The organism is Streptomyces monomycini (assembly GCF_022271435.1).
In the GTDB taxonomy this organism is placed as follows: domain Bacteria; phylum Actinomycetota; class Actinomycetes; order Streptomycetales; family Streptomycetaceae; genus Streptomyces; species Streptomyces monomycini.
In genome coordinates, this window is the sequence record NZ_JAFIQY010000006.1 from 216531 (window position 1) to 230720 (window position 14190).

The following is a 14190-nucleotide window of genomic DNA, read 5'->3' on the forward strand; positions in this document are numbered from 1 at the left end:
TCCACAAGATCGCCCGATGGCCGGGCCACCGGCGGACCTTGTCCCCTTTTCCCGGGGATGCCCGGCGAGGCGGGCGACAGGACGCCTCGCCGGGCGCGGACCCGTACCCTGTTCTGTTGTGCCGAACGCCAACAATGACTTCCTCGCCCCGCAGTCCGAGCGGACCTCGCAGCCGACGAGCGCACTGAGCCAGGTGCAGCGCCGTGCCGTCGGCGAACTGTTGCGGGTCTCCCCTGTCGCGGACGACCTGGCCCGCCGTTTCCAGGAGGCCGGGTTCACGCTTGCCCTGGTCGGCGGTTCGGTGCGGGACGCGCTGCTCGGCCGGCTCGGCAACGACCTGGACTTCACCACCGACGCCCGCCCCGAGGACGTGCTGCGGATCGTGCGGCCGTGGGCGGACGCGGTGTGGGAGGTCGGTATCGCCTTCGGCACGGTCGGCTGCAAGAAGGACTCGTTCGACATCGAGGTCACCACGTACCGCTCCGAGGCGTACGACCGGTCCTCGCGCAAGCCCGAGGTGTCCTACGGCGACTCCATCGAGCAGGACCTGGTGCGCCGGGACTTCACGGTGAACGCCATGGCGGTGGCGCTGCCGCAGAAGCAGTTCATCGACCCGCACAACGGACTGGAGGACCTGGCGGCGCGTGTCCTGCGGACGCCGGGGACGCCGGAGGAGTCGTTCTCCGACGACCCGCTGCGGATGATGCGGGCCGCCCGGTTCGCGGCCCAGCTGGACTTCGAGGTGGCCGAGGACGTCGTCTCCGCCATGAAGGCCATGGCCGAGCGCATCGACATCGTCTCCGCCGAGCGGGTGCGGGACGAACTGAACAAGCTGCTGCTGGGCGCACACCCGCGCAAGGGCCTCAGGCTGCTGGTCGACACGGGGATCGCGGATCGGGTGCTGCCGGAGCTGCCTGCCCTGCGACTGGAAAGTGACGAACATCACCGTCACAAGGACGTCTACGAGCACTCGCTGACGGTGCTGGAGCAGGCCATCGACCTCGAAGAGGACGGCCCGGACCTGGTGCTGCGGCTGGCGGCGCTGCTGCACGACATCGGCAAGCCGAAGACACGGCGCTTCGAGAGCGACGGGCGGGTCTCCTTCCACCACCACGAGGTCGTGGGGGCGAAGATGACCAAGAAGCGGATGACCGCGCTGAAGTACTCCAACGACATGATCAAGGACGTCTCGCTCCTGGTGGAGCTGCACCTGCGCTTCCACGGCTACGGGACGGGCGAGTGGACCGACTCCGCGGTCCGCCGCTACGTGCGGGACGCGGGCCCGCAGCTGCGGCGCCTGCACAAGCTGACGCGTTCGGACTGCACCACCCGCAACAAGCGCAAGGCCAACGCGCTCTCCCGTGCCTACGACGGCCTGGAGGAGCGGATCGCGCGTCTGCAGGAGCAGGAGGAGCTGGACTCGATCCGGCCGGACCTGGACGGCAACGACATCATGCAGATCCTCGGTGTCGCTCCCGGCCCGGCGGTCGGCAAGGCGTACAAGCACCTGCTCGAACTGCGGCTGGAGAACGGGCCGATGGAGCGGGACCAGGCCGTCGCGGCCCTGCGGGAGTGGTGGGCCGCGCAGAGCTGAGTCTGCTGTTTCACGTGAAACACGGCGCTGGAGACGGGTCGTGTTTCACGTGAAACCAGTCGGGTCGCCTACTTCTTGAGGTCCTCCAGGCAGAGGACGACCTTGCTGCGGTGCCTACGGCCGGTGGCTTCCGAGTAGGCGTTGTACTTCGTCAGGTCGCACAGCTTCTCGTCGGTGGTGTCGTCATGCACCTCGGCGACCTTGTAGGCGGCGCCGGAAGCGGAGCAGTCCACCTTCTCCAGGTCCGGCCGGACGGTCGTGCCGTTGTTCTTCATGCAGTCGCCGACGGCGGCCTTCTTGGCATCCGAGCTGAAGAAGGAGTTGAAGGCCGCCAGGCCTCCGAGCACCAGGCCGAGCACGACGAAGGTCATGACGACGCGGGTGACCTTCCGGCCCGCGGTGTCCGGCCGTTGCGGCCTGGGCGGCTGGGGAGCCGGGCCCTGCGGCGGCATGCCGTACGGCTGCTGCTGGGGCGCCGCCTGCGGCCAGGGAACGCCGTGCTGCTGCGGCGCCTGCGGCGGGTACGCGTAGCCGCCTTGAGGCTGGCCGTACGGCGCCGGGGGAGCCTGCTGGGGCTGGCCGTAGGGGTTCGGCGCTTGCGGCGGCTGCCCGTACGGAGCGGTCGGTGCCTGCGGAGGCGGATTCTGTCCGTAGGGGCCCTGCCCATAGGGATGCTGTCCGTACGGGTTCTGGCCCGGAGGCGGCGGCGTGGTCATGGAGGTCCCCCTGATGAGCGATGCGTCATGTGTGTGCGAAGCACGTAACGTATCGGGTCGCGAGAGGGCCCAGGCGCCGCGCGTCAGGCGGGAAGGTGGCGGCAGGGCCCAGCTCCAGGAGGCCGCTGCCCTACCGTCGCAGGAAGCGCACCAGCGCCGCGGCGGTCGCCGCGTGCAGCAGGGCCACGCCGATGACGAGCAGGCTCGACCTGCCGTCCGGCGGCAGTATCAGCGCCGTCACGGCCGCGGCTCCGACGTAGGCGACGTTGAAGAGCATGTCGTAGACGGCGAAGACGCGACCGCGGAAGGCGTCGTCCACGGAGGACTGCACCACCGTGTCCGTGGCGATCTTGGCTGCCTGAGTACTGAGGCCGAGCACGAAGGCGGCCACCAGTATCGGGACGTAGGCGAAGGTCAGCTCCAGAGCGGGAGCCAGCACGGCCGACAGCCCCGCACAGCACGCCATCCAGGCCAGGGGACCGACCCGGGCCACGGCCGGAGGGGTGACGACCGCGGCGGTGAAAAAGCCGGCCCCGGACACGACGACAGCGATCCCGAGGAGCGCCAGACCGTCCGCTTCGTCGGCGGACCAGGCGTACCGGCACAGTATCAGCACCGTCACCGTCAGCGCTCCGTAGCAGAAGCGCAGCACGGTCATCGCTGTCAGCGCCACCGCGGCGGTGCGGCGCTCGGCCAGGTGGCGCAGGCCTTCGCCCAGGCCACGGGCGGTGCTCGTCAGGGCGGCGCCCAACCGCGACCGGAGTCGTGCGGGGTCGGGCCCGAGCAGCCCCGGGGCCATCCGCAGGGAGGCTCCGGCAGCGCAGAGGTAGAGGGCCGCTGCCAGCACTACGACGACCGAGTTCGACTCGACGCCCGCGAGCCGGGCCGCGAAGGCGAGGCCACCGCCCGCGGTGGTCGCGAGGGTGCCGGCGGTCGGGGACAGCGAATTGGCCACCACCAGGCGTTCCGTACCGTCGACCACGCGGGGCAGAGCGGCCGAGAGTCCGGCCAGCACGAAGCGGTTGACGGCCATGACGGAGAGAGCGGACGCGTAGAAGAGCCAGTCCGGTACCTGAGCGGTGATCAGGGCCGCGGTCCCGACGGTCAGTGCGGTGCGCAGCAGGTTGCCGTACAACAGCACCTGCCGGCGGCGCCAGCGGTCGAGGAAGACGCCGGCGAAGGGGCCGAGCAGCGAGTACGGGAGCAGCAGGACCGCCATGGCCGAGGCGATGGCCGCGGGAGAAGCCTGTTTCTCGGGTGAGAAGACGACGTACGTGGCGAGCGCGACCTGGTAGACGCCGTCGGCGGCCTGGGAGAGCAGCCGCACGGCCAGCAGGGAGCGGAAGTCACGCAGCTGGAGCAGCATGCGGAGGTCGCGCACAACGGGCATGAGGCCCAGCCTCACACAGCTCACAGGCCCCCGGACGGAATTTCCGGGGGCCTGTGAGCACGGGGCAGGGCGCGGAGCTTAGCGCTCGACCTCGCCCTTGATGAACTTCTCGACGTTCACGTGCGCCTCGTCGTCGAAGTACTGCACCGGCGGCGACTTCATGAAGTACGAGGACGCGGAGAGCACCGGGCCGCCGATGCCGCGGTCCTTGGCGATCTTCGCGGCACGCAGGGCGTCGATGATGACACCGGCGGAATTCGGGGAGTCCCAGACCTCCAGCTTGTACTCCAGGTTCAGCGGGACGTCACCGAAGGCGCGGCCCTCCAGGCGCACATAGGCCCACTTGCGGTCGTCCAGCCAGGCGACGAAGTCCGACGGGCCGATGTGGACGTTGTCCTCGCCCAGCTCGCGGTCGCGGATCTGCGAGGTGACGGCCTGGGTCTTGGAGATCTTCTTGGACTCCAGGCGCTCACGCTCGAGCATGTTCTTGAAGTCCATGTTGCCGCCGACGTTCAGCTGCATCGTGCGGTCCAGGACGACGCCCCGGTCCTCGAAGAGCTTGGCCATCACGCGGTGCGTGATCGTGGCGCCGACCTGGGACTTGATGTCGTCACCGACGATCGGCACACCCGCCTCGGTGAACTTGTCCGCCCACTCCTTGGTACCGGCGATGAAGACCGGGAGGGCGTTGACGAAGGCGACCTTGGCGTCGATGGCGCACTGCGCGTAGAACTTCGCGGCGTCCTCGGAGCCGACGGGCAGGTAGCACACCAGGACGTCGACCTGCTGGTCCTTGAGGACCTGGACGATGTCGACCGGCGTCTCGTCGGACTCCTCGATGGTCTGGCGGTAGTACTTGCCCAGGCCGTCCATGGTGTGGCCGCGCTGGACGGTCACGCCGGAGTTCGGCACGTCGCAGATCTTGATGGTGTTGTTCTCGCTGGCACCGATGGCGTCCGCCAGGTCGAGGCCGACCTTCTTGGCGTCGACGTCGAAAGCGGCCACGAACTCGATGTCACGCACGTGGTAGTCGCCGAACTGCACATGCATCAGGCCGGGCACGCGGGTGTCCGGGTCTGCGTCCTTGTAGTACTCGACGCCCTGTACCAGCGAGGCGGCGCAGTTGCCCACGCCGGCGATGGCTACGCGAACCGAACCCATTCCGGTTGCTCCCTGTGATCTCGACAAGGTTCCGCTGACTGCGGGACCTCATGTGGTGGTGTCATCGGACGGGCCCGGCCGGGAACCACCCCGACGCCGGGGCAGGCCGTCCGCGTCTCCTGACGTGTCCTTCTGGTGCTGCTCGGCAGGGTCGACGGCGCGCTGGTCGCGACCGGCGCGCTCGCTCTCGATCAGCTCGTTGAGCCACCGGACCTCGCGTTCCACGGACTCCATGCCGTGCCGCTGAAGTTCGAGGGTGTAGTCGTCGAGCCGCTCGCGCGAACGGGCCAGGGAGGTGCGCATCTTTTCGAGGCGCTCCTCCAGCCGGCTGCGGCGGCCTTCGAGGACCCGCATCCGTACGTCGCGCGAGGTCTGCCCGAAGAAGGCGAAGCGGACGCCGAAGTGCTCGTCCTCCCACGCGTCCGGACCGGAGTGGGCGAGCAGCTCCTCGAAGTGGCTCTTCCCCTCCGCCGTCAGCCGGTAGACGATCTTCGCCCGGCGGCCGGTGAGCGACGCGGGCTCCGGGGAGCCGCCCGTCTCCTCGGTCAGCCAGCCGTTGGCGACCAGCGCCTTCAGGCAGGGATAGAGCGTGCCGTAGCTGAACGCACGGAAGACCCCCAGCGAGGTGTTGAGTCGTTTGCGCAGCTCATAGCCGTGCATGGGGGACTCGCGGAGCAGTCCGAGGACGGCGAACTCAAGGATGCCGGACCGCCTGCTCATGTCCGCCTCCTTGGTCTCGTGCGCTCTTTATGCCGAGCTGATGTATCGATCCGATACATCCAGACGATAGATCGGCCCCAGGGGAGGAACAAGAGGGGGGACGGTGAACGCCATCACATCACCGTTTCGTTCTACCCAACCTGACTGATTTGGAGTGAATTTCAACAGTGGGCAGGTTTTGGCCGTGCGTAGTCTGTGCGCCATGCAAACTGCCGGGAACCGTGGGGCGGAACATGACGTCCCCGTCCTCGGTGTAGTGCGACCCCATGCGCCACATGGGTGCCGTACGTCGGGGGGACCTGAAGCCAACTGCCGCCTTCAGGCGACGAGATAGATAGCGCGCCTGCCCGAGGAGTATTCGTTCCATGAGCGAGCACCGTCGCAAACCGCCCCAGCCGCAGGGCGGCGGACGTGCTGCGGCCCGACGAGCCGCACAGCAACCACCCGGGCGCCGCGCCGCGCCCACCCGCGGCTCCGCACCTGCCCCCGGCGCCGACTCCGGAGCGTACGGGCAGGAACGGCCGGCCGGCGGCAGAGCCGAGGCCCGGCGCGCCGCCCAACGCGGCGGCCGACGGCGTGCCTCCGACGCGGCGGCGATGGCCTCGGGCAGTGGCCACGGCGGCCGCGGCGGCGGACGCCGCGGTGGTGGCGGTGGCGGTGGTGATGAAGGCGGCCGCGGACGTGGCCGGGGCGCAGGCAGGCCCGGCAAGAAGCGGATCATCGACTATCCGAGAGCCGGGAAGATCGGCTGGCGCCGGTTCGTGCCCTCGTGGAAGCAGACCCTCGGCACCTGCATCGGGTTTCTGGCACTGATCGTCGGAGCGTCCGGTATCGCACTGGCCTACGTGGACATTCCGGACCCGCAGAAGGCGTCGCAGCTGCAGAAGAACGTCTACTACTGGTCCAACGGCAAGCCGATGGTCGTCGCCGGCGGTGGTGAACTCAACCGGCAGATCGTACCGATCTCCTCCATCCCCGCGACCATGCAGGACGCGGTGATCTCGGCTGAGAACGCCTCCTTCTACGAGGACTCGGGCATCGACCCGATGGGCATCGCGCGTGCCGTCTTCAACATGGCCAGGGGCGGTGAGACCCAGAGTGGTTCCACCATCACCCAGCAGTACGTGAAGAACACCTACCTCGACCAGTCGCAGACCATCAAGCGCAAGCTCACCGAGCTGTTCATCTCGGTGAAGGTGGGCATCAAGGAGGATAAGAAGGACATCCTGGCGGGCTACCTCAACACCGCCTACTACGGCCGCGGTGCGTATGGCATCCAGGCCGCGTCCCGGGCGTACTACGGCAAGGATTGCGACAAGCTCACCCCGAGTGAGAGCGCCTTCATGGCCGCACTGCTCAACGGCCCCAACCTGTACGACCCGTACATCACCACGGAGACCAAGGGCGCGAACCTCAAGCGCGCCGAGTACCGCTGGAAGTGGACGCTGGACCGCGAGGTCGAGGTGGGCCGGATGAAGAAGCCGGACCGGGACCAGATCAAGGATTTCCCGATGCCGCTGAAGCCCAAGAAGGCCATGGACCTCCGCGGCCAGAAGGGCTACCTGGTCGACCTGGCCAACAACTACATCACGGCCAACACCAAGATCACGGACGCCATGCTCAAGAAGGGCGGCTACGAGATCCACACGACCTTCGACGAGAAGCAGGTCAACGAGCTCGCGGCGTCGGTGGACAAGGTCACCAAGGAACACATCGATCCGGACAAGCGCGAGGTGGACAAGCACGTCCAGTTCGGCGGCGCCTCGGTCGAACCGGGCACCGGCAAGATCGTCGCCATCTACGGCGGCAAGGACGCGACCCAGCACTACACGAACAACGCCGACTACACCGGTGTCCAGGTCGGCTCCACCTTCAAGCCGTTCGTGCTGGCGTCGGCGATGAGCGAGGGCGTACGGGATCCGCACAATCCCGAACGCCGTACGCGGGTCTCGCCGAACAGCATCTACAACGGTGACAACAAGCTGAAGCTGCTCAACTACGACGGGACCGTCTGGCACGACAAGGACGGCAAGGAGTGGCACCAGGCGAACGACGGCAACGAGGACAAGGGCAAGGTCACGCTCCGCACCGCCATGCAGTTCTCGGTGAACACCCCGTACATCCAGCTCGGCATGGACGTCGGCCGGGACAAGGTGAAGGAAGCGGCCATCGCCGCGGGACTCCGCGACGACCAGAGCATGGCGAAGACCACCCCGGCCTTCTCGCTGGGCACCTCGGCGCCGAGCGCGATCCGGCTGGCCGGCGCCTACGCCACCTTCGCCGCCAGCGGGCAGCAGGACGACCCGTACTCGGTCGAGTCCGTCGAGAAGGACGGCCAGACCAAGTACGAGCACACCAAGAAGCCCAAGACGGGCTTCAGCGCCGCGGTCGCCGACAACGTGACGGACGTGCTGAAGACCGTGGTGGAGAAGGGCACCGGTACGGCGGCGAAGCTGCCCGACGGGCGTGAGGCGGCCGGCAAGACCGGTACCACCGACGACAACAAGTCGGCCTGGTTCGCCGGCTACACCAAGCAGCTGGCCACCACGATCGGCATGTGGCGGGTGGACGACCAGGCCAAGCAGCAGCAGTTCCTCAAGATGTACGGCGTGGGCGGCGAGAAGAAGGTCCACGGTGCGTCGTTCCCGGCCCGTATCTGGGCGGACTACATGGCGCAGGTCATGAAGGGCAAGAAGCTCGAACGCTTCCCGCAGCCCGCGCCGATCGGCCAGACGGTCTACGGGGACGGTATGAGCCCGTCGCCGAAGCCCACCCCGTCCGCTCCCCCGCCCAGCTCCCCGACGCCCACCCCGACCAAGTCCGCACCGGCCAGTCCCACGCCCACCCCCACGCCGACCAACACGTGCGCGGACTGGGACCTCAACTGCCGGACCCACGGTGGCGCGAACGGTGGGGACACCGGTGGACGTCCGGGCGGTGGAGATTCCGGCGGCAACACTCCGACACCCGATCCGGGCACCGGTGGGCCCGGGGGCGACGAAGGCGGCATCTTCGGCCACCCGGCCGGCGGCTCGGCGTCAGGCGGACGACGCGACTACTGACCGGTGACTGTTTCACGTGAAACATGACGGAGAAGCCCCCGGACCCGTGCATACGGGCCGGGGGCTTCTCCGCGTTCGGCCCCGGGCCGTACGGCAGGATGGGCGCATGACGAGCGTGCGACAGGACGAGCCCGTACGGCCCACGCGGCGGGACGAGGTGGCGGCGGCCGGCAGCGAGCTGATCGGTGGCCGTGCCGGGCGGCGCGCGGTCTTCGGCACGGGCTGGTGGAGCCCGGTACACGTCATCGCGCTCGTCATGATCGGGATGTTCGCGCTCGGCATGGTGCAGAAGCTGCCGTGTTACGAGAGCGGCTGGTTCTTCGGCGCCACCAGCCAGTACACCCACGCCTGCTACTCCGACATCCCCCACCTGTACGCGGGCCGCGGCTTCGCCGACGGTCTGATCCCGTACTTCGACAGGCTGCCCGGCGAGATGGAGTACCTCGAATACCCGGTGCTGACCGGTGTGTTCATGGAGGCCGCTTCCTGGCTGACCCCGCACGGCGGCTCCATGCAGGAGCGTGAGCAGATCTACTGGCTGGTCAACGCGGGTCTGCTGATGGCCTGTGCCGCGGTCCTCGCCGTCTGCGTGGCACGCACCCACCGCCGACGCCCCTGGGACGGCCTCCTGGTCGCCCTCGCTCCCGCCCTCGCGCTCACGGCCACCATCAACTGGGACCTCCTGGCCGTCGCGCTGACCGCCGTAGGGATGCTGATGTGGTCGCGCAGCCGGGCCCTCGCCGCAGGCGTGTTCATCGGGCTGGCGACCGCCGCGAAGCTGTACCCGGTTCTGCTGCTCGGCCCGCTGCTCGTCCTGTGCTGGCGGGCCGGGCAGTGGCGTACCTACGGCAAAGCCGTGGCCGGTGCCGCGGCCGCGTGGCTGGTCGTCAACGTGCCGGTGATGATCACGCACGACGGTTCCGGATTCCACCTCCGTGCGGGCTGGGCGAAGTTCTACACCTTCAGCCAGGAACGGCCCATCGACTTCGGATCGATCTGGCTGCTCATCTCCCAGCGCACCGGCAATCCGCTGGAGGACGCGAACACCTACGCGACGGTGTTGATGATCCTGGGGTGCGGTGCTCTGGCGCTCCTCACCTTCTACGCTCCGCGCCGGCCACGGTTCGCGCAGCTCGCCTTCCTGGTCGTCGCGCTGTTCATCCTCACCAACAAGGTCTACTCGCCGCAGTACGTGCTGTGGCTGATCCCGCTCGCCGCGCTGGCACGGCCGCGCTGGCGTGACTTCCTGGTGTGGCAGGCGTGCGAGGTCATGTACTTCCTCGGCATCTGGCTGTACCTGGCCTACACCGGCAACGGCGACAAGCACCAGGGCCTGCCGCTGGAGGGCTACCAGCTGGCCATGGCACTGCACCTGCTGGGGACGTTGTACCTGTGCGCCGTGGTGGTACGTGACGTCCTGCTGCCCGAGCGGGACGTCGTACGCAAGGACGGTGAGGACGACCCGTCGGGCGGCGTGCTGGACCACGCCCCGGACGTCTTCGTGCTCGGCCGTGCGCAGCACCTGTCACGGCACGCTGTGCAGTTCGAAGGAGCATCACAGGTGCGCTGGGGCGCGGCCCGGAAGTGACCGGGCCGGCGTCGACGCGTACGGAACAGGCCCGGGGCCGCAGATCTGCTCTGCGGCCCCGGGCCCGTTGTTCCGTGTGAGCGACCGCGGCTCAGCGGTCCACGATGCGGTCGTACTGCGTCGTGGTGTGCCGCAGATGCGCCACCAGTTCCTCGCCGACGCGGGGCTCGGGGGCGTCGCCCGGCACGAAGAGGATGGAGACCTGCATGTGCGGGGGCTCCGCGAACCACCGCTGCTTGCCCGCCCACACGTACGGCGAGAGGTTGCGGTTGACGGTCGCCAGACCCGCGCGCGCCACGCCCTTGGCGCGGGGCATCACACCGTGCAGCGCCTTGGGCGACTCCAGGCCCACGCCGTGCGACGTACCGCCGGCCACCACGACCAGGTAACCGTCCGAGGCGGCCTTCTGCTGGCGGTAACCGAAGCGGTCGCCCTTGCCGACCCGGGTGACGTCCAGGACCGAGCCGCGGTACTCGGTGGCCTCGTGGTCACCGAGCCACAGGCGCGTACCGATGCGGGCGCGGAAGCGCGTCTGCGGGAACTGCTGCTGGAGGCGGTGGAGCTCGTCGGACTTGAGGTGGCTGACGAACATCGTGTGCAGCGGCAGGTGGTTGGCCCGCAGCCGGTCCATCCAGCCGATGACCTCCTCCACCGCGTCGGAACCGTCGGTACGGTCCAGCGGCAGGTGGATGGCGAAGCCCTCCAGCCGTACGTCCTCTATGGCCGCGGCCAGCTTCGGCAGGTCCTCGGGCAGCACACCGTGGCGCTTCATGCTGCTCATGACCTCGATGACCACCCGGGCGCCCACCAGGCCGCCCACGCCCTCGACCGAGGAGACCGAACGGATGGCGCGGTCCGGCAGCGGAACCGGTTCCTCACCGTGCCGGAAGGGAGTGAGCACGAGCAGGTCACCGCTGAAGTAGTCCTTCATGCGAGCCGCTTCGTACGTCGTCCCCACGGCGAGGAGGTCGGCACCGAACCGGGTCGTCTCCTCGGCAAGGCGTTCATGGCCGAAGCCGTAGCCGTTGCCTTTGCAGACCGGGACGAGCCCCGGGAACTGCTGCAGAACGCTCTGCTGGTGTGCCCGCCAGCGCGCGGTGTCGACGTAGAGGGTGAGCGCCATGGCCGGGCCCGGAACCTTTCTCGTGGCTGCGATGCGGTCGAACAGGGGGTGTGACGGTCAGCGGCGCGACATGTAGATGTCGAGCGCCTTGTGCAGGAGCTTGTTGAGCGGGAAGTCCCACTCGCCCAGGTACTCGGCTGCCTGCCCGCCCGTGCCCACCTTGAACTGGATGAGGCCGAAGAGGTGGTCGTTCTCGTCGAGCGAGTCGCTGATGCCGCGCAGGTCGTAGACGGTGGCGCCCAGCGCGTAGGCGTCGCGCAGCATCCGCCACTGCATGGCGTTGGACGGCCGGAACTCCCGGCCGATGTTGTCCGAGGCGCCGTAGGAGTACCAGACGTGGCCGCCGACGACCAGCATCGTCGCGGCGGAGAGGTTCACGCCGTTGTGCCGGGCGAAGTACAGCCGCATGCGGTTGGGGTCCTCGGTGTTGAGGGCTGCCCACATCCGCTGGAAGTAGCTCAGCGGCCGCGGCCGGAACTTGTCGCGGATCGCGGTGATCTCGTACAGGCGCTGCCACTCGGCGAGATCCTCGTAGCGGCCCTGGACGACCTCGACGCCGGCCTTCTCGGCCTTCTTGATGTTGCGGCGCCACAGCTGGTTGAAGCCCTTGTGGACATCCTCCAGCGAACGGTTCTCCAGCGGCACCTGGAAGACGTACCGGGGCTGGACGTCACCGAAGCCGGCCCCGCCGTCCTCGCCCTGCTGCCAGCCCATCCGGCGCAGCTTGTCGGACACCTCGAAGGCGCGCGGTTCGATGTGGGTGGGCTCGACGTCCCGCAGGCGCTTGACGTCCGGGTCCTGGATCCCGGACTTGATCGCGGCGGAGTCCCAGCGCCGGATGATCACCGGCGGGCCCATCTTCACCGAGAAGGCGCCCTGCTGCTTCAGGTGCGCCAGCATCGGCTTGAGCCAGTCCTCCAGGTTCGGCGCGTACCAGTTGATGACCGGCCCCTCGGGCAGGTACGCGAGGTAGCGCTTGATCTTGGGCAGCTGGCGGTAGAGGACCAGGCCCGCGCCGACCAGCTGACCGGTCTTGTCGAACCAGCCCAGGTTCTCCGAGCGCCATTCGGACTTCACATCGGCCCAGGCCGGCACCTGCATGTGGCTGGCCGAAGGCAGGCTCTGGATGTACGCCAGATGCTGCTCTCGGCTGATGGTCCTCAGGGTCAGGCTCATGCGGGGCGCTCCTCGGCAGGTTTGTCCCCAGGGTCGGGGCTCCGGCTCTCGCGCCGAAGCCTACTGTGACCAGAGAGCGCCCCGTCTGGGCGTAGGGGGGTGGAGCCCCGCCGCCCGGCTAGCCGAGCAGCCCGCCGAAGAGACCGCCGTGGGCCATGCCGAGGAAGAAGCCGACCGCCGCTGCGCCGAGGCCGATGATCAGCAGGAAGCGTTCGCCGGTGGTGGCGGAGATGAACTGTCCCCACGCGCCGGTGCCGATGCCGATCAGTCCCGTCCAGGAACTCAGCAGGTGAAGGTGGTGGAAGTGGGCGGTGGCGAAGGCGATCACGCCGAACACCAGCGTCACGGCGACGAGGGTGTTCTCGACGGGATGGGCCTTGCCGTCGCTGTTCAGAAGAGAGAGAAGGCCGTGCTGCGGCCGGACTGCCTGTGCCATGCGGCACCTCCGAAGACAGGGCGGCGAACTGTAACGCCGCTCACACCCGTTGTGTTCCAGATTGGGGGGATCAGCGGCCGGATTTCAACCGGAAGCCCGCGGGCGGGTACTCTGTACAGTCTGCGCCCACGTCTGCCCAGGTCTCCTGGCCGGGCCGGGTGCGGAACGCATCATGACCCTCCTGCCACGGAACGACCGTGGCCGCTGAGTCCAAAGGAGGTGGGTTCTACATGCGTCACTACGAGGTGATGGTCATCCTCGACCCCGATCTCGAGGAGCGCGCTGTCTCCCCGCTGATCGAGAACTTCCTCTCCGTCGTCCGTGAGGGCAACGGAAAGGTCGAGAAGGTCGACACCTGGGGCCGTCGTCGTCTCTCGTACGAGATCAAGAAGAAGCCCGAGGGCATCTACTCGGTCATCGACCTGCAGGCCGAGCCTGCGGTCGTCAAGGAACTCGACCGTCAGATGAACCTGAACGAGTCGGTCCTCCGGACCAAGGTCCTCCGTCCCGAGACCCACTGACGCTCAGCGTCAGCGGTAACCGGGTTCGAGTAGCAACACCAGCAGCCAGCAGCACACCCGCCGAGAGGTTCCCCTAATGGCAGGCGAGACCGTCATCACGGTCGTCGGCAATCTTGTCGACGACCCCGAGCTGCGCTTCACCCCGTCCGGTGCGGCGGTCGCGAAGTTCCGCGTCGCGTCCACCCCCCGCACCTTCGACCGCCAGACCAATGAGTGGAAGGACGGCGAGAGCCTGTTCCTGACCTGCTCGGTGTGGCGTCAGGCGGCGGAGAACGTCGCCGAGTCCCTCACGCGGGGCACTCGCGTGATCGTGCAGGGCCGCCTGAAGCAGCGGTCGTACGAGGACCGCGAGGGCGTCAAGCGCACGGTCTACGAGCTCGACGTCGACGAGGTCGGCGCCAGCTTGCGCAATGCCACGGCCAAGGTCACCAAGACCTCGGGCCGCGGCGGCCAGGGCGGCGGCTTCGGCGGCGGCCCGCAGGGCGGTGGCCAGGGTGGCGGCGGCTGGGGCGGCGGCCCCGGCGGCGGCCAGCAGGGCGGCGGCGGTGCTCCCGCCGACGACCCGTGGGCGACCGGTGCCCCTGCCGGCGGCGGCCAGCAGGGTGGCGGCGGTGGTGGCTGGGGCGGCGGCTCCGGCGGCGGCTACTCGGACGAGCCGCCCTTCTAGGTCCGACTTCCGGCACGTACGCGCGTTGTTTCACGT

General features: G+C 68.6%; 12 protein-coding genes. 5 read left to right on the plus strand and 7 right to left on the minus strand.

Going from position 1 to position 14190, the window contains the following annotated elements:
* Positions 1-118 precede the first annotated feature (118 nt).
* Positions 119-1594 (plus strand): CCA tRNA nucleotidyltransferase, encoded by a 1476-nt coding sequence (locus JXZ78_RS10550; protein ID WP_030017077.1) that lies wholly within the window; start codon positions 119-121, stop codon positions 1592-1594.
* Between the two features lie 68 nt (positions 1595-1662).
* On the opposite strand, the gene JXZ78_RS10555 is transcribed toward JXZ78_RS10550, so the two are convergent.
* The 4 genes from JXZ78_RS10555 to JXZ78_RS10570 form a co-directional block, all read right to left on the minus strand.
* Positions 1663-2310, minus strand: a complete 648-nt coding sequence (locus JXZ78_RS10555) for an LppU/SCO3897 family protein (RefSeq protein ID WP_033036940.1) — start codon at positions 2308-2310, stop codon at positions 1663-1665.
* A 130-nt stretch (positions 2311-2440) separates the two neighbouring features.
* The gene (locus JXZ78_RS10560) at positions 2441-3700 is read right to left on the minus strand and encodes an MFS transporter (protein ID WP_030017079.1); all 1260 of its coding nucleotides are present in this window, start codon (positions 3698-3700) and stop codon (positions 2441-2443) included.
* 78 nt (positions 3701-3778) lie between these two features.
* Entirely contained in the window at positions 3779-4861 is a 1083-nt protein-coding gene (locus JXZ78_RS10565; RefSeq protein ID WP_030017080.1) for an inositol-3-phosphate synthase, read from the minus strand.
* 48 nt (positions 4862-4909) lie between these two features.
* Positions 4910-5581 (minus strand): PadR family transcriptional regulator, encoded by a 672-nt coding sequence (locus JXZ78_RS10570; protein WP_030017081.1) that lies wholly within the window; start codon positions 5579-5581, stop codon positions 4910-4912.
* A gap of 365 nt (positions 5582-5946) precedes the next feature.
* Between JXZ78_RS10570 and JXZ78_RS10575 the strand changes: the two genes are divergently transcribed.
* Both JXZ78_RS10575 and JXZ78_RS10580 read left to right on the plus strand, forming a co-directional pair.
* A complete protein-coding gene (locus tag JXZ78_RS10575; RefSeq protein ID WP_078623887.1) occupies positions 5947-8643 on the plus strand; it encodes a transglycosylase domain-containing protein in 2697 nt (898 codons plus the stop codon).
* Positions 8644-8749: 106 nt separating this feature from the next.
* Positions 8750-10231, plus strand: coding sequence for a glycosyltransferase family 87 protein (locus JXZ78_RS10580; protein ID WP_030017083.1), 1482 nt, complete (start codon positions 8750-8752; stop codon positions 10229-10231).
* A 91-nt stretch (positions 10232-10322) separates the two neighbouring features.
* Here the strand turns inward: JXZ78_RS10580 and JXZ78_RS10585 are convergent, their stop codons facing one another.
* The 3 genes from JXZ78_RS10585 to JXZ78_RS10595 all read right to left on the minus strand — a co-directional run bounded on the left by JXZ78_RS10585 (position 10323) and on the right by JXZ78_RS10595 (position 12966).
* On the minus strand, positions 10323-11354 hold the full coding sequence (locus tag JXZ78_RS10585) for an alanine racemase (RefSeq protein ID WP_030017084.1): 1032 nt from the start codon (positions 11352-11354) through the stop codon (positions 10323-10325).
* Between the two features lie 57 nt (positions 11355-11411).
* The gene (locus JXZ78_RS10590) at positions 11412-12530 is read right to left on the minus strand and encodes a lipid II:glycine glycyltransferase FemX (protein ID WP_030017085.1); all 1119 of its coding nucleotides are present in this window, start codon (positions 12528-12530) and stop codon (positions 11412-11414) included.
* A 118-nt stretch (positions 12531-12648) separates the two neighbouring features.
* Positions 12649-12966 (minus strand): hypothetical protein, encoded by a 318-nt coding sequence (locus JXZ78_RS10595; protein ID WP_030017086.1) that lies wholly within the window; start codon positions 12964-12966, stop codon positions 12649-12651.
* A gap of 230 nt (positions 12967-13196) precedes the next feature.
* On the opposite strand from JXZ78_RS10595, the gene rpsF reads away from it, so the two are divergent.
* Together rpsF and JXZ78_RS10605 are read left to right on the plus strand one after the other, a co-directional pair.
* Positions 13197-13487 (plus strand): 30S ribosomal protein S6, encoded by a 291-nt coding sequence (rpsF, locus tag JXZ78_RS10600; RefSeq protein ID WP_006604399.1) that lies wholly within the window; start codon positions 13197-13199, stop codon positions 13485-13487.
* A gap of 76 nt (positions 13488-13563) precedes the next feature.
* Positions 13564-14154, plus strand: a complete 591-nt coding sequence (locus tag JXZ78_RS10605; protein ID WP_030017087.1) for a single-stranded DNA-binding protein — start codon at positions 13564-13566, stop codon at positions 14152-14154.
* Positions 14155-14190: the final 36 nt, after the last annotated feature.